The organism is Clostridium sp., assembly GCF_051650885.1.
Lineage (GTDB): Bacteria > Bacillota > Clostridia > Clostridiales > Clostridiaceae > Clostridium.
Genome location: NZ_JBOFRG010000071.1, coordinates 1 through 20,868 on the forward strand (window position 1 = coordinate 1; position 20,868 = coordinate 20,868).

At 27.8% G+C, this 20,868-nt stretch carries 17 protein-coding genes and 1 pseudogene; 13 read left to right on the top strand and 5 right to left on the bottom strand.

From position 1 onward, the window contains the following. The 5 genes from ACRC28_RS03570 to ACRC28_RS03590 form a co-directional block, all read left to right on the top strand. The coding region (locus tag ACRC28_RS03570) for a SpaA isopeptide-forming pilin-related protein (protein ID WP_438542081.1) at window positions 1-1,811 on the top strand (1,811 nt) is incomplete at its 5' end. A 176-nt stretch (window positions 1,812-1,987) separates the two neighbouring features. Then, window positions 1,988-2,782 (top strand): class B sortase, encoded by a 795-nt coding sequence (srtB, locus tag ACRC28_RS03575; protein ID WP_438542082.1) that lies wholly within the window; start codon window positions 1,988-1,990, stop codon window positions 2,780-2,782. A 144-nt stretch (window positions 2,783-2,926) separates the two neighbouring features. Then, window positions 2,927-3,289, top strand: coding sequence for a GntR family transcriptional regulator (locus ACRC28_RS03580; RefSeq protein WP_438542083.1), 363 nt, complete (start codon window positions 2,927-2,929; stop codon window positions 3,287-3,289). A gap of 3 nt (window positions 3,290-3,292) precedes the next feature. Further along, on the top strand, window positions 3,293-4,165 hold the full coding sequence (locus tag ACRC28_RS03585) for an ABC transporter ATP-binding protein (protein ID WP_438542084.1): 873 nt from the start codon (window positions 3,293-3,295) through the stop codon (window positions 4,163-4,165). A gap of 2 nt (window positions 4,166-4,167) precedes the next feature. After that, the gene (locus ACRC28_RS03590) at window positions 4,168-4,887 is read left to right on the top strand and encodes a hypothetical protein (RefSeq protein ID WP_438542085.1); all 720 of its coding nucleotides are present in this window, start codon (window positions 4,168-4,170) and stop codon (window positions 4,885-4,887) included. Window positions 4,888-4,930: 43 nt separating this feature from the next. On the opposite strand, the gene ACRC28_RS03595 is transcribed toward ACRC28_RS03590, so the two are convergent. Next, window positions 4,931-7,078, bottom strand: a complete 2,148-nt coding sequence (locus ACRC28_RS03595) for a HelD family protein (protein WP_438542086.1) — start codon at window positions 7,076-7,078, stop codon at window positions 4,931-4,933. A 379-nt stretch (window positions 7,079-7,457) separates the two neighbouring features. Between ACRC28_RS03595 and tyrP the strand changes: the two genes are divergently transcribed. The 3 genes from tyrP (at window position 7,458) to ACRC28_RS03610 (ending at window position 11,401) form a co-directional block, all read left to right on the top strand. Further along, a complete protein-coding gene (gene tyrP / locus ACRC28_RS03600; protein ID WP_438542087.1) occupies window positions 7,458-8,846 on the top strand; it encodes a tyrosine-tyramine antiporter in 1,389 nt (462 codons plus the stop codon). Between the two features lie 453 nt (window positions 8,847-9,299). Further along, the gene (locus ACRC28_RS03605; protein ID WP_438542088.1) at window positions 9,300-10,859 is read left to right on the top strand and encodes an AbgT family transporter; all 1,560 of its coding nucleotides are present in this window, start codon (window positions 9,300-9,302) and stop codon (window positions 10,857-10,859) included. A gap of 206 nt (window positions 10,860-11,065) precedes the next feature. Continuing rightward, a complete protein-coding gene (locus tag ACRC28_RS03610) occupies window positions 11,066-11,401 on the top strand; it encodes a rubredoxin-like domain-containing protein (RefSeq protein ID WP_438542089.1) in 336 nt (111 codons plus the stop codon). Window positions 11,402-11,467: 66 nt separating this feature from the next. On the opposite strand, the gene ACRC28_RS03615 is transcribed toward ACRC28_RS03610, so the two are convergent. Continuing rightward, on the bottom strand, window positions 11,468-12,394 hold the full coding sequence (locus ACRC28_RS03615) for a DMT family transporter (RefSeq protein ID WP_438542090.1): 927 nt from the start codon (window positions 12,392-12,394) through the stop codon (window positions 11,468-11,470). Window positions 12,395-12,546: 152 nt separating this feature from the next. Here ACRC28_RS03615 and ACRC28_RS03620 point away from each other — a divergent pair, with 152 nt between their 5' ends. After that, complete coding sequence (locus tag ACRC28_RS03620; RefSeq protein ID WP_438542091.1) at window positions 12,547-13,116, top strand: helix-turn-helix domain-containing protein; 570 nt, start codon at window positions 12,547-12,549, stop codon at window positions 13,114-13,116. Between the two features lie 28 nt (window positions 13,117-13,144). On the opposite strand, the gene ACRC28_RS03625 is transcribed toward ACRC28_RS03620, so the two are convergent. Then, window positions 13,145-14,458 carry a hypothetical protein gene (locus ACRC28_RS03625; RefSeq protein WP_438542092.1) on the bottom strand — a complete coding sequence of 438 codons (1,314 nt, stop codon included), beginning with the start codon at window positions 14,456-14,458 and terminating at the stop codon, window positions 13,145-13,147. A gap of 138 nt (window positions 14,459-14,596) precedes the next feature. Between ACRC28_RS03625 and ACRC28_RS03630 the strand changes: the two genes are divergently transcribed. The 3 genes from ACRC28_RS03630 to ACRC28_RS03640 are packed head-to-tail and all read left to right on the top strand — an operon-like array spanning window position 14,597 to window position 19,477. Further along, a complete protein-coding gene (locus ACRC28_RS03630) occupies window positions 14,597-16,063 on the top strand; it encodes a glycosyltransferase (RefSeq protein WP_438542093.1) in 1,467 nt (488 codons plus the stop codon). Between the two features lie 11 nt (window positions 16,064-16,074). After that, entirely contained in the window at window positions 16,075-18,048 is a 1,974-nt protein-coding gene (locus ACRC28_RS03635) for a glycosyltransferase family 2 protein (protein ID WP_438542094.1), read from the top strand. Further along, window positions 18,041-19,477, top strand: coding sequence for a glycosyltransferase (locus ACRC28_RS03640; protein ID WP_438542095.1), 1,437 nt, complete (start codon window positions 18,041-18,043; stop codon window positions 19,475-19,477). Before ACRC28_RS03635 ends, ACRC28_RS03640 begins: the two co-directional genes overlap by 8 nt. A gap of 60 nt (window positions 19,478-19,537) precedes the next feature. Here the strand turns inward: ACRC28_RS03640 and ACRC28_RS03645 are convergent, their stop codons facing one another. Beyond that, a complete protein-coding gene (locus tag ACRC28_RS03645) occupies window positions 19,538-20,035 on the bottom strand; it encodes a hypothetical protein (protein ID WP_438542096.1) in 498 nt (165 codons plus the stop codon). Window positions 20,036-20,038: 3 nt separating this feature from the next. Further along, the gene (locus tag ACRC28_RS03650) at window positions 20,039-20,515 is read right to left on the bottom strand and encodes a hypothetical protein (RefSeq protein ID WP_438542097.1); all 477 of its coding nucleotides are present in this window, start codon (window positions 20,513-20,515) and stop codon (window positions 20,039-20,041) included. Between the two features lie 165 nt (window positions 20,516-20,680). Between ACRC28_RS03650 and ACRC28_RS03655 the strand changes: the two are divergent. Beyond that, window positions 20,681-20,868 (top strand): annotated as a pseudogene (locus tag ACRC28_RS03655) (hypothetical protein); the annotation flags it as partial.

Below are 20,868 nucleotides of genomic sequence, written 5' to 3' on the forward strand. Positions count from 1 at the left end.
CACTACAAGGAGCAGAATTTACAATAACTAAACCAGATGGAACAAAAGTGAAGGTTACGACTAATGATAAAGGTATAGCAGAACTTTCAGGTTTAGCTTGGGGAGAATATACTGTACAAGAAACAGCAGCACCACAAGGATATAACTTAGATAATACAGTTCATAAAATTACTATCGACAATAACAATGCAAATGTAGTTCAAAGCTTAAATGTAGTAGATGGAGCTAAAACAGGTACTATACAAATAACAAAGCTTGGAAAAGATAAGGCTAAATTAGCAGGAGCGCAGTTTACAATAACTGCACCAGGTAAAGAACCTATAGTAATAACTACAGATAGTAATGGAGTGGCGGAAGCTAAAAATCTATCATGGGGAACTTACACAATTAAGGAAACTAAAGCACCAGAAGGATATACTTTAAGTGATAAAGTAAATACAGTAAACATTACTGCTGGAAATGTATCAGAAGTACAAAGTTTAACAGTAACAGATACACAAGTATTAGGAAAAATTCAAGTTACTAAAACAGGGAATGATAATAAGAAATTATCAGGTGCTGAATTTAAAGTAACAGGACCAAATGGATTTGACCAAAAAATATCTACAGATAAAAATGGTGTTGCAAGTTTAGATAACCTAGCTTGGGGAAAATATAGCATTCAAGAAATTAAAGCACCAGTTGGATATGGGATAAATCCAGAAGTTAAAACAGTAACTATAGGTGCAGAAAATGTAAAAGATATTCAAAGTATTAATGTTATTGATAATCAAATTTTAGGTAAGCTTGAAATTACTAAGACAAATGATAATGGAACTCCACTAGAAGGAGCAACATTTACTGTAAATGGACCAAATGGGTTTAGTAAAGATATAACTACTAATAAAGATGGTAAAGCAAGCTTAGATAACTTAGCTTGGGGAGACTACACTATTAAGGAAACGAAGGCACCAGTTGGATACAACTTAAATACAGAAACTAACAAGATAGTTGTTAGTAACGTATCAGTAGGAACTGTACAAAAAGTAACAGTTAAAGATACTGCTACTACAGGAACAGTTAAAATTTCAAAAGTTGATATAACAAATGGAAAAGAAGTTGCAGGAGCAAAAATAGTTATACAAGGAACTAGCTTAACTGGTGAAAAGATTGAAAAATCATTCATCAGTAAGAAAACAGCAACAGAATTTACATTGCCAGCAGGTACTTATACTTACACAGAAGTAAGTGCACCAGTAGGATATTTAATAAATAAAACTGTTGGAACATTTACAATAAGTAAACAAGGTCAAGTAGTTGTAGCTCAAGTTAAAGATGAAAGAATTTTAGGTAAGCTTGAAATTACTAAGACAAATGATAATGGAACTCCATTAGAAGGAGCAACATTTAACGTAAGTGGACCAAACGGGTTTAGTAAAGATATAACTACTAATAAAGATGGTAAAGCAAGCTTAGATAACTTAGCTTGGGGAAAATATACTATCAAAGAAATTAAAGCACCAAATGGATATAAAATTAATAACAATAAAACTAATGTTGTTATTAATAATATGAATGTAGAAACTATGCAAAAGGTAACAGTGGTTGATCAAAAAATACCTGTAATAAGTACAGGATCAAATAATATAAATAAAGATAACCACCATAGTTCAAATAAGGAAAATCATAATGTTAATAAAGGACAAAGTCCATTAACAGGAGATAGTAGCTTATTTATGGTTTACATGATATTAGGTATATCTATAGTGATGTTAATAGTAGTAAATTTAGAAACAAGAAGAAAAAAGAAAAAAACTAATCTGAAAAGTTAGTATTTAACTTATATTTTAAGGGAAGGAGGGGTTACCTCCTTTCTTTTTTAAAATTTTTTAAGGTGTTGAATAAGTAAGAATGAAAAATGCATTTTTTATTAAATATTTTTAAAACTTTAAAATCAAGAATTTGAATATGCTATAATTAAAATATTTACAAAGGTTAAGGAGAACATATGAAAAAAGAAAAAAAGAGAAATATTATTAGAATCATAAATATTGTGCTAATTTTGATTATAATATTTTGTGTAGGAAAAATACTGTACAAGCAATATGAATATCATATTGGGAATGAACAAACAAAGAAAGTTCAAAAGGTTATGGATATTGATCCAACAAAAGCAGAAAATCTAGATTACTTTACAAAAGCTGAAATCGAAAAAATAGAAGCTAAAGCAACGGAACTTAAAAAAATAAATAATGACTACCAAGGTTGGCTTATTGTTAATGGAACTGATGTAAATTACCCTGTTGTTCAAACTAATAATAATGAATACTATTTACATCATAGTTTTTATAATGTAAAAAGCATTGAAGGAAATCCATTTATATATGATAAAACAAATGTAAATGAAGCTACTGATATAAATTCTAAGGTATCTAAAAATATGCTTATATTTGGACATAATATGAGAAATGGAACTATGTTTGAAAGTATAAGTAACTTTAAAGATACAAAATTCTTTAATGACAATAAGTATATGGAATTTATTAGAGATGGAAAAGTATATGTTTATGAAATATTTGGAGATGCTGTTGTAGCAGCTGATTATCCTTATATTGTGACAAACTTTAAGAATGCGACTGAATTTAATAATTATATTGATTTAGTAAAACAAAAGGCTTACTTCTGGAGAGATATGCCTTTAAATTATGGAGATAAGATTCTTACTTTATCTACTTGTAGTTATGAGTTTGATAATGCTAGATTTATCCTTTTAGGAAAATTAGTGAAAGTTGTAGATAATTAAATTTAATTCCCCTACTGGATTTTGTATCTGGTGGGGGGATTTTTTTACAAATTATGGTTGACTTTATTGATTAGTTAGTGATATAGTTAGTTACAAGAGTAACTAACTAATTAAGTTATTAGTTTTAGGAGGTGAATTTTCTTAATGAGGATTGATTTTAATGAGGATAGTCCTATTTATGTTCAGATAGCCCATGCTATTGAGGATGGGATTTTAAATGGTATTTTTGAAGAAGAGTCGGCTATTCCGTCAACAACAGAAATTTCTTTAATGTATAAGATAAATCCTGCAACTGTGAATAAGGGATTTAATATCTTAGTTAATAAAGAGATTATTTATAAAAAAAGGGGTATTGGTATGTTTGTAAAAAAGGGGAGCTCTCAAATTTTAATGGAGCAAAGAAGAGAACAATTTTTAAAAGGGTTTATACTTCCAATTATTGAGGAAGCTAAAAGACTTAATATTTCAGAGGATGAGATTATAAATATGATAAAAAAAGAGAGGTAAGTTATGGGCACAATAAGGATTGAGAATTTAAATAAAAGGTATGGTAATAAAGTAATTTTTAAGGATTTAAGCTTGGAAATTGAAGAAAATAAGATTTATGGCTTACTTGGAAGAAATGGAACAGGTAAAACTACACTTATAAATTTAATTACAGATAGAATAAATAGAGATTCTGGAAAAGTAATTATTGATGGTGAAGATATTCATGAAAATGATAAAGTTTTAGAGAAAATCTATTGTATGGTTGAGCAAAATCTTTATCCAAATGATTTCAAAATAAAGGAAGTTTTAAAATGGACTAAGGAGTTTTATCCAAATTTTAATATGGATTATGCATTAGAATTAGCTAAAAAGTTTAACCTTGATATAACTAAGAAAATTAAGACACTATCAACAGGGTATAGTTCAATTTTAAAGATAATAATTACACTTTCATCAAATGCAGATATATTAATCTTTGATGAGCCTGTTATAGGACTTGATGCAAGTCATAGAGAGTTTTTCTATAAGGAGCTTATGAGAAGCTATTTAGAAAAGCCTAAGACTATAATTATTTCAACACATATAATAGAAGAAGTTTCAAATATTTTAGAAAAGGTTATTATTTTAAAAGATGGTGAAGTTATAAAGAGTGAAGAAGTAGATGAACTTTTAACTTCTGCATATACTGTTTCTGGAACAGCAGAAAAAGTAGAAACATATATTGAAAATAAAAATATAGTAAATGTTGAAGAGTTTTCAGTATTTAAGGCGGCAACTATTGTAGGTGAAATTAAACAAGAAGATAAACTTTCGGCTAAAGAGTTAGATTTAGCTTTTTCAAAGGTAGAATTACAAAAATTATTTATTTATCTTACAGAAAAAGGAGAGGTTTAATTATGAAGACTATGACAGTTGCAAAGTTTAATGCTTACAATATAATAAAAGCACTACCTATATTTTATGGAATATATTTAGGAGTTCAATTCTCATTGATGTTTATATCAGGAATTATATTCTCAGAAATAGGAGGAATGTCAGGAAGCGAGTTTATAACAAGCATTTATTTATTTGGGTGTGGAATAGGTTGCTTTAAAACTTATTATTATTTTACACAAGGAAGTGGAATATCAAAGCTATCATTTATAAAGGGGCTAATAATTTCAATACTACCAATAGCGTTTATTACTACGATTATAGATATTATAGTAAATAAAATTAGTAATATGTTTATGACTAGCACTTCACTTTATGAACAATCTTATGGGATTATAAGTAGTTCATCGGGGCTTATTAGAATTTTAGAAACTTTTGGTTTTCAGTTTATGCTATCAATTGTTGCTTATTTAATAGGTGTGGTCTTAGCTATGATTTTCTACAAGGCAAATAAAATAATGAAGATTGTTTTAGGTGTGTCACCATTTGTATTAATTATGATGTTCAATTTTCTTATATTTTCAAATCCAGATGTAGCTACATGGATACTTACAAAAGTGGCATTTTTATTAGGATTTCAGCCATTTCACTTAGGAAGAACTCTTATAAGCTTTTTAGTTATTTCGGCAGTTCTTTCAGGATTTGCAGTTTTATTAATGAGAAAAATGGAAATAAAGAAATAAAAAATCTCCAAGCAGAGAAAACTTTCTGCTTGGAGATTTAATTTTATAAAAGATTTGATTTTTTTCCTTTTGATAAAAGATAAAGTGAATGAAGTGCTCTTGTACATACTGTATATAGAAGGTTTCTTTCACTATCTTTTGTGTAGCTTTCCATATCTGGAACTATAACAGAGTCAAATTCTAGCCCTTTTGCTATATATGAAGGAATAATAGTAATTCCTTTTGAGTAATGAGAGTTATCATCTATTATAAGATTTAAATCTTTAATTTTGTCTTTTAACTCTTCATAAAGCTCTTTAGCATGGCTTGATGTTTTTGTAATTATAGCAATAGATTCTAAATCTTCTTTATGAATATCATCTATAAGACTTAAAACAGTAGAGTTCACATCTACATTTTCTAAAACCTGTGGTGGAAGTCCACGTCTTTCTACTCCTTCAACAGGTTCACCAAATTCTAAAATGTTTTTAGAGAATTCAGTTATATCAAAAGTTGAACGGTAACTTTTTGTAAGAGAAACTATTTCAGTATTTTCTTCGCCAAAGATAAGTTCAATATCTTCTTTTTTATCTATGTTAGTATCTTTTGAAATCTTTTGATTTACATCACCTAAAATTGTGAAGGATGCACCTTTAAAGATTTTATTTACCATCTTATAGAATAATGGGCTATAATCTTGACATTCATCTATTATTAGATGCTTTATTCTATTGTAGTTTTTAAACCCATCCATATGCATTCTTATATAAAGGATAGGAATAATATCTTCATATAATATAGTAGATTCTTCTATAGATTTTAAAGTAATATCTATAATATTATCTATATCTTTTCTTTCTTTATTTAATTTAAGCCAAAGCATCTTATATATTTCAACAGGGTTTAAGCTTTCAAACATAGAATCAACCATCTTTGAAACTTCTTCTTTTAAATAGCTTTGTATGTTATCTCCATGATCAAATGGATTATATCCAAAATCAGAAGCATTTTTATTTTTAGCTTGAACAAAATACTTTGTTTCAACTTGTGCAAAAAGGTTTCCTTTAAGAGAATCAATTCTATCCATAAAAGGAACATTTTTAAATTTAACTTGGAATACTTCAGCTACTTTTTTTCTAGTAACAATAGTTTTATTGTCAAAAACTATATCCTTAAATTTAGGAAGTATTGTATCTAAATTATTACAGAAGCTTTCTAATATATTTGAAAATTCTAAGCTATTTTTAAATTTCATAGATAAATTACGAGCTTCTTTATCTTTTCCTTCATTAGAATAGATATATTCTAAGTAATCATTTTTCTTTTCATAATTATAGATTCTTGGAAGAAATGAAGTGTAAAAATCTTCAAGAGTAGTTTCAGAAATATTACTTTCTCCAAGCCCTGGAAGTACTTCACTTATATATTCACTAAATACATCATTAGGAGAGAAGATTAAAATATCATCAGCTCTTAATGTTTTTCTATATTTATATAGAAGGAAGGCTGCTCTATGCATTGCAATAGAAGTTTTTCCTGAACCTGCGACTCCTTGTATTAAAAGAACCTTTGTTTTGTCATTTCTTATAATTTCATTTTGCTTTTTTTGGATAGATGAAACTATATTTTTCATTTTATCAGAAGTATTTCCACCTAAAACACTTAAAAGTGCTTCATCATGAATAGATGAATTGTTTTCATGAATAAATTTAATTTCACCATTTTTTATGTTGTATTGTCTATTTAAAGTTATTTCACCATGAATTTCACCATTTGGTGTTGTATAAAAGGCTGGTCCCATTTCAAAGTCATAAAACATATTTGAGATAGGTGAACGCCAGTCTAAAACTAAAAAGTCAAAATCATCTTCCATTACACTTGATACACCAATATAAATGCTCTCAGGCTTTTCACCTTCTTCTTTAAAATCAATTCTAGAAAAATATGGTGCATTAAGTTGGTTTCTTAATATTTTAATTTTTTCTCTATTTTTAACATAAATTTTTTCTTGCATTGCTAAACTTTGATTAAAGTGTTGAACCTCAATTTCATCAAGTTCCTTTATACTGTCCCATAAAAGACGTCTATCCGACTTTATATCATTTCCTTGTGCTTCTTCAGAATCACCTGCTTCTTTTAATAGAGTGTTAATTCTATTTAAAGTTTTATTAAGATATAAAATTTCATCATTTTTACTAGTTCCTATTGTCATAAAAAAATCTCCAATTCTTTAAAAATATCTAATTATTATATCATAATAATATTAAATTTGAAATTAAGATTTTATGGATATAAATTAATTAAAAAACAGTATCGAGTTTACAAAAAGTACATAATTTTAAATAAATGTTTATAAAACCTAACTTTTAATACTACTTTAATAATAAAAAAGGGATAATATTGACAATATCTCTTTTTAATGGGACTGATTTTAAAATATAAATTATGTAAAGGTATCTATTTTATGAAAGACTCAGATTAGTGGATTAGATAAAAATATTTAGACTCCCTATAATAAGAACATAAAGAATTTCCGAGGTGTGATTCTTTAAATTAAAAATTTAATATGAGTGAGAAAGGATGTCGTTATTATGAACAAAAAACTAAGTCTAGTACAATTAGTTGGTATTACAATGGCTTTCTTCGGTACAGTAAGAAGTGTTCCTTCGCTAGCAGCAACAGGATGGACACAAATATCTTACCTTATCGCAGCCGTAATATTATTTGCTATCCCAATAGCATTAATCGCAGCAGAGCTTGCAACTGCATATCCTAAAGAAGGAGGTCCTCAAGTTTGGGTTTCTGAAGCTTTAGGTGAGAGATTTGGATTTGTAACAGCATGGCTTATATGGGTTCAAATGTTCTTCGGAATGGTTATGATAGCTTCAACAATTGGAGTTATGATAGGATATGGAGTTGGTAGCACAGCACTTGCTCAAAACAACATGTTTATATTCATATGTATCGTTGTTGGATATTGGTTAGTAACATTACTTAACATGAAATTTGACATGGTTAAGGTTGTTGGTAACTGGGGAGCAATAATTGGGGTTTATATTCCATTTGCGCTTTTAATAATCTTCGGATTAATATATCTTGCAAAATATGGAATAAATCCACATGGATATTTAGCAGGAGGATTCTCTGCGCATAAACTTATGCCTGATTTCCATAACAGTACATCATTAACATTATTCTCAGGAATCGTATTTATCTTCGCTGGAATTGAGATTTCATCAGTTCACGCTAATAACATCGATAACCCTAAGAAAAACTATCCAATAGCTGTAATTGCTACATTAATAATCATTATTATAGTAAACCTTATAGCTGGATTAACAATGGCTAATGCTGTTCCTAATGGAACTATGGAACTTTCAAACATTTTACAACCATTTGCTATATACTGTAAAGCATTAGGAATCCCATCAGTATTCGTAAATATTATGGGATGGGTAATTGCAATTGGTATCTTAGCACAATTATCAGCTTGGGTTCTTGGACCATCAAAAGCTATGGTTAAGGTTGCAGATGACGGATTATTACCAAAAGTATTCAGAAAAAGAAATTCAAAAGGAATTCCTGTTACTTTCGTATTAATTCAAGCAGTAGTTATATCATTAATCGGTTTCGTATATGTTGTAGTACCAAACGTAAATACAGCATTCTTAATGATTACTATAACAACAACTATAATTTACTGTTTAGCATACATCTTAATGATAATTGCAATAATTAAATTAAGATACAGCAAACCAGATCTTGAAAGACCTTTCAGATTAGGTGGAACAGGAACTGTATGGTTCGTTTCAATCTTAGCATTCATCGGTATTATTTTAACAATAATTGCTAGTTTAATACCACCTGCTGGAATTGGAGCTAGCTTCTATATAGCATTCCAAATCATTGCTTCAGTAGTTATGTTTGTATTACCATTAATAATATATGGATGCAGAAAAGAAAGTTGGAAACAAAACTAATTATAAAATAAGATTCTAGCCCAAAATGAATTTTATTTAATATAAAACGACAAACTTACTCAATAAGAATTTTCACTTAAAGAAAATGCCACTAAGAAATTAATTTCTTAGTGGCATTTTTATTTTGGAAATAATATCAAAAGTAAATTTATAAATTAAGAGTTTTTTAGAGTGAAAAAGGTAGAATGTTTATCCATAGAAAACAAAAATACAAGAATGTTTTTCAGAAACAGATTTGCTGGAGGGTTTGTTGTGATAAAACATTAAAAAAATGGGTAATATTTTAGAAATATATTAAAAAAATAACTTTATTTTGATAAAGAAATAATAAATAAGGCAAAAAACATATAATTTTATATTTTATGTTTTTAATTTGTTGAAAGGTGCTATAATAAGTACAACATTAACAAAGAATTAAAAAAAAGTTCACATAATTACGAAGGGGGTAAATTTATGAGTACAAAATTAAAAAAAGAAGAAAAAGTAATTAAAAAAGAATCTTTCATTGAGAAATTTGGGAAAAAGATACCCGATCCAGTAATAATCTTTATGGGATTATACGCATTAGTATTTACATTGACTTTATTCATGGGTGGAATGAAGTTCGAAACATTAGGGGCTGATGGTGGAAATATAGTTCACCAAGTTAAAAATATGTTAGACCCTGAAAACTTTAGATGGATATTTAATAACGCATTGCTTACTAACTGGCTTGGATACGGTGGTGGAGTTTTAGCAACTATTCTTATAGTAATGCTTGGAGTTGGACTTGCTGAAGAGTCAGGACTTTTAAGTACTATAATTAAAAAAGTTGGACTTAAAGTTTCAGATAAGTTTTTACCAGTAGTTCTTGTTTTCTTAGGTATTATGAGTAGTATTGCAACAGATGCAGGATACATAATTTTAATTCCACTTGCAGGTATGCTTTATGTAGGACTTAAAAAGAATCCACTTATTGGTATGGCAGCTGCTTTTGCAGGGGTTTCAGCAGGATTTAGTGCAAACCTTATTCCCGGAACACCAATTGATGTAATCGTTGGAAATAATGCTAAAATATTTGCTGAAGGACAAGGGGTACCATTCCTTTCGCAAGCAGGACAAGCTTTAAATCCAGCAACAATGGATTATATATTTATATTAGCGTCAACTGCAATGCTTTCAGTAGTTGGATATTTTATAACTGCTAAATTTATAAAGCCAAGACTTGAAAAAGAAGATTATGTAGTACCAGAAGATTTTGATGCAGCAAACTTCGCTGTAAAGCCTGAAGAAAATAAGGCTCTTAAAAATGCTTTATTTGGACTTATATTAGCACTTGCAATTATTGGATTATTAAAAATGGGACCACTTGCAAACTTTGTGGATGCAGAAACAGGAAAAACTATTAATCCAATAATGGACAACATAATATTATTTATAACATTTGCATTCTTTGTACCAGGATTATTCTTTGGTAGAAAGGTTGGTAAATTTAACACAGCTATGGACGTAGTTAAAGCTATGAGTAAGCAAATGGGTGGAATGGGATATGTACTTGTACTTACTTTCTTCTCGTATAACTTCTTAGCATTACTTAGTTACTCAAATATTGGAACTTATATAACATACCTTGGAGCTTCATTCTTACAAAGCTTAGGATTAAGCCAATATCCAGTATTATTATTAATAGGATTTATATTAGTAACTGCTTTAATTAACCTTTTTGTTGGAGGATTAACTTCAAAATGGATGTTACTTGGACCAATATTTATACCAATGTTATTTAGTGTTAACCCAGACTTAACACCAGAAGTTGTTGCAGCTGCTTACAGACTTGCAGATTCATCAACAAATGTAATATCGCCATTAATGTCTTATGCAGGTATTATCTTAGTATTTATGAGAAAGTACAAGCCAGACTATACTCTAGGGGATATGATTAGATTAATGATGCCTTACTCAGTTGGATTCTTAATCTGTTGGACAATACTTTTAGTAGCATTCTTTACATTAGGAATTCCATTTGGGATTTAATTAAATAAATAATTTATCAGGTAGAGTAAAGTCTACCTGATTTTTTAGTATTTACAGGAAATTTAAAAAGTATATGTAAAGAAAGTGCTATAATAAAATTAGAAGCTAATTTAGGATAAAATTCTAAAATTTCTCAAAATAATTTTATATAAAAATAATTTTGAGAAATTTAAAGCTACTAGTTTTTAATAAAGGAGGAAAAGTTTATGAAAAAATTATTTAAATGTTCTGTATGCGGATTTGTTTTTGAAGGTGAGACTGCACCAAGTGTTTGTCCTAAATGTGGAGTAGGTCCTGAAAAATTTGAAGAATTAGATAAAGAAACTTCAGATAAAATTTATCGTGCTGATAAAACTAATGACATTCATGCAACTGTTATTGCATTAGCAACTGAAATTATTGAGCTTAGTGAGGCTGGAATAAGAGATAATTTAGATCCAGGTTGTCTAAATACATTTGAAAAAGCTAAGAATGAAGCATGGATAATTAAACAGAGATCTAAAGCTGAAATAGAGAAGCATATTAAAGGATCTAAGTGGTAAAAAGTATTTTAAAAAGGATGTCTTTGAAAAAGTTTTAAAACTTCTTCAGAGACATCCTTTTTTAGTTTATTTTATAAAGGAATTTATAATCATACCTAAAATTATAATAATTATCCCTAATAAAGAAAATCCTGTTGGGAAGCTTCCATTTAAAAATATAATTGATCCTATTATAGTAAAAACAACCATTCCAGCTTGAGTTGATTCAACTGCCGCTAAAAGAGATAAATCGTGTTTTGCTTTTGTAGTTGCAAAAAAGAAAGTAACAGTTGCAATAACTCCAGAAAATAAGGCTAATAGTAAAGCTTGAACAAAATCCATACTAGATAAAGTTGATTTACTACCACCAATAATTGCAAATACTATTGCAAGTGGCATACTTACTATTGCAACTCCTAGTGAACGTTGAAAACTATTAATTTCATCTCCACATACCTCCATAAGCTTTCTGTTTCCTAATGGATATAGAAAAGCTGCTATAGCAACTGGTATAAATCCTTTTAAAATATGTACTAATGATATTGTATTAAGTTCATTTAATTGCATTATAACAACACCTATCAATATAAATAATGATACTCCTAATCTTTTTAATGGAATTTTTCCTTTCACCAAAGTAGTTTTACCATTAATTACTGTAGGAATAAAAAATAAAGGTGATAAAAGTAATCCTGCTACTATAGTTATTTGCCAACTGCTAGCTACTAACCATGAAGGTGCGAAGTCAGATGATATAGTTAATAAGAAATAAAATATTATTCCTGATAAATTTCCCCATAGCATCCACTTAAAAAAATTCTTATGTATAGATTTAAATAATAATTTAAGCTCTCCTCTAAAAGCAACAATTAAAAATAAAAATGGTAATGCTAATATAAATCTTAGTGAAGATGTCCATTCCCAACTTATTCCTCCTGTTCCCATAAGCTTAGTTATAACAAAAGTTGCTGAAAAAAACATTGATGATATAATTCCAATAAATATTGCGCTCATAATAAAACCTCCTTTTCATGTATATTATAATATACCTTTTTAATTCAAATGTAAAGTATAATATAATAATTTATTTGAAAAGCATAATATATTATACTTTTTTGTAAAGTAGTTATATAATTTATTATATAACTATAAGGTGGTGATACTTAATGAATATAAATGAATTAACATCTAAAAGATTTATATCTAAAATTGGAGAATCTATAAATAAAATTCGTTGTGCTAAGAACCTCACAATAGAACAACTTGCTAATAATACTGGTATTAGTAGACTTACCCTTTCAAAAATAGAGCGTGGTGAAGCTAATCCGACAATAAATATAATCTGGAAATTATGTACTGAATTAAATACAACATTAGCGGAGCTAACAAATTATGAAGAAGAAATATCTTTCTCTAAGGCAACATCTGAAAATATTTTAGAGAGTAATGACAAATCTTTTAAAATTGATTTTGTTTTTAAAGAAGAAAAAGCTCAATTTTTAGAAACATTCAGAATTTATCTAGCTCCTAACAATAAAACTACTCTTACTGAAAAACATAATAAAGGAAGTGTAGAAATTGTTACTGTAATGGAAGGAGAGGTTTTAATAACCATTGAAGAGCAAGAATTTAAATTAAATAAATTTGACTCATTAAAATTTGAAGCAGATAAAGAACATTCTTATAAAAATTTAAGTGATGGAATCACTACATTAAATTCCATTATAAAATATTAAAAAAGGGCTATCTATTAAGGCCCTTTTTTTAAGATATAAAAATATCTTCTGCTGATAGTTTTATAAGCTTTGTAATTTTGTTTTCTTCGAGTGTGTAAATTTCAGTATTAGAATGAGTTTTTAATGAGAAGTATAATTTTGTTTTTTCTTTATTAAAAGAAATAGATTTAATATTTGCTTTTTTATTTAATAAATATTTTAAAGATTTTTCCTTTATATTATAAGATAAAATACCAGCCTCCACTTCAGTAATATTGAAATGTACATAGATATTAGGGTAGTTTATCAATACTGTTGATAAAGTCTTTATATTAGAATTCTTTAAAATTTGCATTGAAGTATTATTCTCTAAATTCAAAAGATTTAAATTTTTATCTTTATCTAAAAAAATCAAAAAATTTTCTATAAATATTCCATCTAAACAATCTAATTTCAATGAATGATTTTTAGAAAAAATTTCATTTGAAATAGAATTTAAAAAAATAGAATTATCAGTTTCTTCTAATGTGTATAGTACATTATTAGTATATGAAAATTTAGTTATGTTAATTGATTGATGTAGAATTTCTATTTCAAAATCATTTTTATTTATTTTGAAAATTCCTTTTGCAAAGGCAGTTTCTCCATAAATTAAAATAAAGGATTCTAGTACCTTAAATTCAAAAATAGAAAGAAAATCTTCTGAAATTATGTTAAATGATTTTGTCTTTAAATTATAATTTTCTAAAAAATATGAATCTCCATTTTTTCTGAAAAAATATAGCACTGGGAGAGTGGTATCAAAAATAGGGCTTTTAATAAGACCTAATGGCTGAAAGGTTATTTGTTCTAAATCTTTAAAATTTTCATCTGTTAAGAAAAGATTAGAAGTACTTTTATCTATCATAATATTTAAACAAAGACTTAAAGGCTTTGCATAATCTATCCTTAAAAGTGCATATATAGTTAAATAAAAGCTTTTATTTGTAAGCTTTTTTGAAAAAATTTCATATATTTCTGCTTTAGGATAGAGTTTTTTTCTTTTTATTAAAACATTTAAAGAGTCCCAACCTATTTTTTCAAAACTTTCTATTTCAGTTAAATGAGTATAGGTAGTTTTCCATACATGAACTGATTCACTTTCTAAACTAGTATATAAAACTTTTATAGTATATGTTGTGCTTATTAAAATCCCAGTTGATGATTTTTCAAGCTCTATACTTGAGGCTGTGCACATGACAGATGTAAGCTTTGCAATAGAAGCTTCTGTTTCTTCAAGATTAACATTTAATGAAAAATTGATTTTCTTTGAAAGCTCTGTATTTAAAGGGTGGATTTTATTAATTCCTACAAGGTTTATCATATTTCCCTCCTATTTAATATGTCTAATAAAATCATATGTTTTTAGTTTTATTAATATGTTTATATCAAATTTTTAATAACTTATAGAATGATGATGCATATAAGTAGATATAGAGGAATTTTAAAATGGAGGAAAGTTATGAATTTAAGCGTATGTCTTATTGTAAAAAATGAAGAAAAAAACCTTCCAAGATGTCTTAGGAGTGTTAAGGACTTAGTTCAAGAGATTGTTGTTGTGGATACTGGTTCTACAGATAGAACAAAAGAAATTGCATTAGAGTATGGTGCTAAAGTAGTTGATTTCGTTTGGTGTAATGATTTTTCAGCAGCTAGAAATCTTTCAATCGATAATGCAACAGGTGATTGGATTCTTTTCTTAGATGCAGATGAAGAAATGCCAAGAGATGATTTAATTCAATTAATTAATATGATAAAAACAGAGAAAAAAGCTGAAGCTTATTTCTTAAGAATGGTTAATTTCATAAAAGGACAAGATATTGGAAGTGCTATTGTTTTAAGAGCTTTCAAAAATAGACCTGAATATAGATTTGTTGGAAAACTGCATGAGCAGATTATAAATTCCATTGAAGATAAAGCTGGACTTGAAGCAATAATTCCAACACAAGTTAGAATATTCCATTATGGATATGACCCTGATATTGTTGATTCAGATGCAAAAAGTAAAAGAAATTTAGAAATTCTACTAGCTTATCCTGAAGACAAAAAAGATGGTTATTATTATTATTCATTAGGAAATGAATATGCAAGAATTGATGACTATGAAAAAGCACTTGAAATATATTTTAAAGCAATTAAAGTAACAGATTATGTTAGAAATAGATATATTTATTTTCCATACTTAATTTTAAATATTATGAAATCTTATTCATCACTTAAAAGATTTAATGATGTGATAAAAACATTAGAAACTTACAAAAAGTTTTTGCCAGATTTTAAAGATATGTATTTCTTAGGAACTTTAGCTTGTATTGAATGTGGAAAGCATAGCAAAGGAAGACGATATATTGAAAAATATGCTATAAGCCAAAATGCAAGCTATGAATATCCAAATAATAATTACGACAAAATGTATGATATAAATTCTATTGCAACACAACTAGATGGAGGAATGATTAATAAATCAAACTTTTTAATAGGATGTGCTGTTGTAGTTGAAAAAGCTGAAGGAAATATAGGCAGCGTAGTTAAAAATATAAATGAACTATGTGATGAAGTTATTGTATTTGATTTAAACTCTGGAAATGAGACTGTTAAAGAAAGCTTACAAATGGGTGCAAAAATAGTTGAATGTAAAAAAGAGAGTTTAGAAAAGCTTATATCAAAGCATTTAAAAACAAAATGGATATTAACACTTAGAGAAGATGAGATACTTCCATATGGGCAACAATCAGTTTTAGCAGATATTTTAGAAACTGAAAAAGATAAATGTGCATTTATGGTTGAAATTCTAGATATTAAAACAAATGAAATGAGAGTTGAGGAAAGATTGATTCTTAGAAATATTTTAAAAACAAAAATCCAAAAAAATATAGATGATTATGATGTAAAAGACATAGATATAACAATATATGAAAATTATTTATAAGGGGGAAGCTTATGCCAAATATAGAATGGGAAAAGTTTAAAGGGAAAAAAATATTAATTGGAAGTCCTGTCTGTCAAGAAAAAGATATTCTTAAAGAATTTTTGCAATCACTTAGAGAACTTGATACTGAAGAACTTGTTATTGGATATTGCTTTGTAGATGACAATAAAGAAGAGAGTTCAAGTGAATTATTAAAGGATTTTAGTATTGAAAGAGATAATGTTACTCTTTTAGATGTAAATATTGGAAAAGATATTGATAAAGAGTATGTTTGTGATGATTACACTCACAGATGGAATGAAGATTTAGTTGAAAAAGTTACTAGATTTAAAAATGGAATTATAAATCATGCATTAGAAAATGATTATGATTATGTATTTTTTATAGATTCTGATATAGTTCTTAATCCATTAAGTTTAAAATCACTTTTATCAAGAGATAAGGATATTCTATCAAATATCTTTTGGACTAAATGGAGTCCAGATGGTCAAGATTTACCACAGGTATGGTTAAAGGATGCTTATACACTATATGAAGCTAATATGATAAAACCTGTTAGCCAAGAGGAGGCAGGTCGACAAATAAATGAGTTCTTAATGACTTTAAGAAAACCAGGAGTTTATAAAGTTGGTGGACTTGGTGCGTGTACTCTAATAAAAAGAAAACCATTAGAAGATGGAGTAAATTTCACTAAAATTTATAATCTTTCTTTCTGGGGAGAAGATAGATTCTTCTGTATAAGAGCTGTTGCATTTGGTTATGAATTATTTGTAGATACACACTATCCAGCATACCATATTTATAGAAGTACAGATTTAGCAGGAGTAAATGGTTTTAAAGAAGGTTGTAAAAATAGAGATTATGATATTCTAGGATATGAAATGATTGACTTAGTTACAGAGTTCTTAAAAGGATATTATAATTATTCATATAAAGAAGACATGGATTATTCATGGCTTAATTTAGTATTAGAAGATGAAGGGGAAAGACTTAAAAATTTAAGAGAGCTTGAAGAAAAATCTATTTTAAGTGGTAAAGTTATATCAAAACACAGAGTAGATGAATGGAGATTATCTTTCTTCTCAGATAGAACAAAAATTGCTCTTAACTTTAAACTTATTGTAGAGGGAATTAGAAATTCTTATAGCTTTAATAATGCTGGTGCTTATGTAGCTATATTAAGAGAAACTAAGGTTGGATGGAAAATTGAATCTATTAAAAAGGAAAGTCCAATTATTTTATCACCAACACCACTTTTAAGAAGAGTTCGAGATGAAAATAAATTAACATTGTCTATGGTTGTAAAAAATGAAGAGGGAAGATATTTAGAAAGAGTACTAGAACAAAATAAGGATGTAATAACTAATGCAGTTATTATAGATGATGGTAGTACAGATAAAACAAAGGATATCATAAAAGATATTTTAGGTTCTAAAAATCTTAAACTTATTGAAAATGATAAGAGTAAGTTTGGAAATGAGATTAATTTAAGAAAGCAACAATGGCTTGAAACTATTAAAACAAGTCCAGATTGGATTCTAAGCTTAGATGCTGATGAAATTTTTGAAGATTCATTCAAGGATGAAATTATTACTTTAATTAATTCAGACCCTTGGTGCGATGCATATTCATTTAGACTTTATGATTTCTGGGATGAAGAAAATTATAGAGAAGACCAATTCTGGAATGCACATGCAATTTATAGAACATTCCTAACTAGATATCAAAAGAACTTTAATTATAGATGGCTTGAAAATCCACTTCACTGTGGAAGACTTCCTTACAACTTAGGAACACTTCAAAATGCTTTATCAAGGCTTAGAGTTAAGCATATGGGCTGGGCAAGACCTGAAGATAGACTTTCTAAATATTCAAGATACATGAAGAGTGATCCAGATGGAAAATATGGAAATATAAATCAATATAAATCAATATTAGATCCAAATCCTAAATTAATAAAATGGAATGAGTTAGCGGATGAGTAGTACTATTTCAGCTTGTATCATTGCAAAGGATGAAGAAAAGCATATTGGAACTTGTTTAAAAAGCCTTCAAGGGGTTGTAGATGAAATTATTGTAGTTGATACTGGCTCTACAGACAGAACAGTTGAAATTGCCAAATCTTATGGTGCAAAAGTATACTTTAAGAAATGGGATAATGATTTTTCTTTAGTTAGAAATGAAGCGTTAGAAAAAGCAACTATGGATTATATTATCTATATTGATTGTGATGAATATTTAGTTGGAGATGGGTGGATAAATCTAAGAAAAAATTTAAATAAGAGATATGAAGGATATTGTCTTTTATTAGCAAATATTATTGATGGTAAAAAAACTTTAGCTGCTCAAACTTTTAGAATATTTAAAAATAGAAAGAATTTTAGATTTGTAGGAAAAATTCACGAGCAAATTATAAGGTCTATTTTAAAAACTTATAAAGAAAGTGATATAGGATTTTTACCAATTGAAATATATCATTTAGGATATGATGAAAAAGAATACGATATAGAGAAAAAGAAGAAAAGAAATTTTGAGATATATGAAGTTTATCCTGAAGAGGAAAAGGATGGTTTCTTTTATTACAATATAGCAGGAGAGTATTCAAGAGCAGGCTTAAAAGAGAAGGCTTTAGAATCATATATAAAATCTTATAATACAGAAGGCTTTGATAATGGATTTAGGCAGTATTTAGCAATTTATTTAACTAAGGGATTGTTTGAAGCAAGAAGGTATAGCGAAGCTATATTTTATAGCAGTGAATTCTTAAAAAAATATACTGATTTTGCAGATTTACATTTCTTACGTGGAACTTGCTATTACTATATAGGAAAATATTCAGAGGCTTTAGCTGAAATTAAAAGTTATGAAGAGCATAAAGGAAATGTAAATTATCCTGATTTTAAGCTTGGGGAATCAAATAATCTACAAGATATCTTAAATGAACTAAGAGGGAAAAGTATATCTTTTTCTAAAGAGTTAATCTCCATCATAGTAGATTTTAGAGAATATACAGGGGAAAAAAGCAATTTAATTAAATTAAATGAGTTTTCTAACAATGTAATAGTTATATCAGATGAAGAGGAAGTTTTACGTGAAGCAAAAGAGTTTCTAGCTAAACCTGTAACTAATGAAACAGATATTATTGCAGAAGTTGAAAAAACCTTATATACTTTTTACTTCAAGCATGGAGAATTCATAGAACTTCCATGGTTTATGAAAGCTATTGATTTAATAAATGTAGGTCAATATGATATTTTAGAATCGATGGCACTTGATGAAGAGTTTAACGTATATATAACATCTAGAGTGGTTAAAAGTGAACTTGTGAAAAAGGAAGGAATTTCTATATTTGAAAAAGGTAATGATAATAATTATACAATGCCAAAAGATAAATTAATGATAATCAATAAATAAAAAAAGCTATCTTCTTAGATTTTAAGAAGATAGCTTTTTTGCCCCTAAATTTAAAGCTTTTTAATATAACTGAACATCTACTATTAAAGATAGGTAAGAGTATAACTGATATGGTCCTTTAACTCTTACTGAGTAATCTTCAACTATAGGATTAATTAGAAATCTATTATTTCTAACTAAAGAGCAAAGAGAGGCTTCATTATAAACTGCAGGTAAAACAACATATACTGATTTGATATCAGTATATTTTAATACTGATGAAGTTTTAGCTTCGCAATCTCCAGACGCATAAATTATTTTTTGGAAAATAGAAACATCTACTAAAAGCTTATATCCAGTTAATTTTTGACCTTCAAAAGAAATGGCAACTGGTGTAGTAATAAGTTTTACTGATGAAACTGTTGGCTCAACATCACTAGAAATAACAGATCCTATTGAAGGTTGGTAATTACAAAGCACTATAGACTTTGCAAATGGAAGTCTTGAGAAAAATTTTAATTCCCTTTTATCATCGTCGTCACAATAACAGCCTTTTAAATCTTTAAATGAAAATGCCATAGTCTAACACCTCCCTAGTAGTTGCTCTGCTGTAACTAAGAAAGTTACACTTGTAAATACAGAGTCTTCACATTCTACTGTGTAATATAGATCTTCTATAAATATATTTGCACTTACATCAAAGCTATTATTAAAGTTTTCTGATAATGATATTGGAATAATAGTACTATGCAACGTACTAAAGCTATGAACTGTAGCATTATTGCTAGCTGAAACATATTGGAAGCTAACTTTAATGTCAACTATAACAATTAAAGTATTTCCAGTTAAAACATAACCTTCAGCAGAAGTCCCTATTGGAGAAGAGACAACTTTTTTTTCGGAAATTTCTATACTGATTTTATCATCAATAATTTCAAGTATGGCTGGCATTGAAGTTGGAATACATGATATAAAATCTTCTGTGATTTGAGTAAAATCAGTTACATCTGTTGGCATACAAAGTGTATCTAATCTTGTAGTATTTTTGTAATTCATCATTTTGTTTATCTCCTTATAAATATAGTTTGTACTTTATTTATTAATATCAATAAATAAATGAACTATATAGATTGATATTTAATAATATATTATGAGCGATTTCTTATAGGGTTGATAATATTTTATAAGTAATAATAGTTAATATAAATAAGGAGGGATAACGGTATGTCTGTTGTACCTAATACAATACCGAATACAGGTATAATAAACTATCAGTATCAAGTGGATCCAAGCCTTCCACTAGAAGCTGACAGTGCGGAAAGTAATTTAGTTATAACTAAATTAAATAATGCAGATTTAACTATAACTAAACAAGTAGATAAAAAAGGTGCAGACCTTCAAGATGTCTTACT

Coding starts and splice junctions, on each gene's coding strand:
- srtB (WP_438542082.1), top strand. CDS start 1,988: ATGAAAAAAGAAAAAAAGAGAAATATTATTAGAATCATAAATATTGTG.
- ACRC28_RS03580 (WP_438542083.1), top strand. CDS start 2,927: ATGAGGATTGATTTTAATGAGGATAGTCCTATTTATGTTCAGATAGCC.
- ACRC28_RS03585 (WP_438542084.1), top strand. CDS start 3,293: ATGGGCACAATAAGGATTGAGAATTTAAATAAAAGGTATGGTAATAAA.
- ACRC28_RS03590 (WP_438542085.1), top strand. CDS start 4,168: ATGAAGACTATGACAGTTGCAAAGTTTAATGCTTACAATATAATAAAA.
- ACRC28_RS03595 (WP_438542086.1), bottom strand. CDS start 7,078: ATGACAATAGGAACTAGTAAAAATGATGAAATTTTATATCTTAATAAA.
- tyrP (WP_438542087.1), top strand. CDS start 7,458: ATGAACAAAAAACTAAGTCTAGTACAATTAGTTGGTATTACAATGGCT.
- ACRC28_RS03605 (WP_438542088.1), top strand. CDS start 9,300: ATGAGTACAAAATTAAAAAAAGAAGAAAAAGTAATTAAAAAAGAATCT.
- ACRC28_RS03610 (WP_438542089.1), top strand. CDS start 11,066: ATGAAAAAATTATTTAAATGTTCTGTATGCGGATTTGTTTTTGAAGGT.
- ACRC28_RS03615 (WP_438542090.1), bottom strand. CDS start 12,394: ATGAGCGCAATATTTATTGGAATTATATCATCAATGTTTTTTTCAGCA.
- ACRC28_RS03620 (WP_438542091.1), top strand. CDS start 12,547: ATGAATATAAATGAATTAACATCTAAAAGATTTATATCTAAAATTGGA.
- ACRC28_RS03625 (WP_438542092.1), bottom strand. CDS start 14,458: ATGATAAACCTTGTAGGAATTAATAAAATCCACCCTTTAAATACAGAG.
- ACRC28_RS03630 (WP_438542093.1), top strand. CDS start 14,597: ATGAATTTAAGCGTATGTCTTATTGTAAAAAATGAAGAAAAAAACCTT.
- ACRC28_RS03635 (WP_438542094.1), top strand. CDS start 16,075: ATGCCAAATATAGAATGGGAAAAGTTTAAAGGGAAAAAAATATTAATT.
- ACRC28_RS03640 (WP_438542095.1), top strand. CDS start 18,041: ATGAGTAGTACTATTTCAGCTTGTATCATTGCAAAGGATGAAGAAAAG.
- ACRC28_RS03645 (WP_438542096.1), bottom strand. CDS start 20,035: ATGGCATTTTCATTTAAAGATTTAAAAGGCTGTTATTGTGACGACGAT.
- ACRC28_RS03650 (WP_438542097.1), bottom strand. CDS start 20,515: ATGATGAATTACAAAAATACTACAAGATTAGATACACTTTGTATGCCA.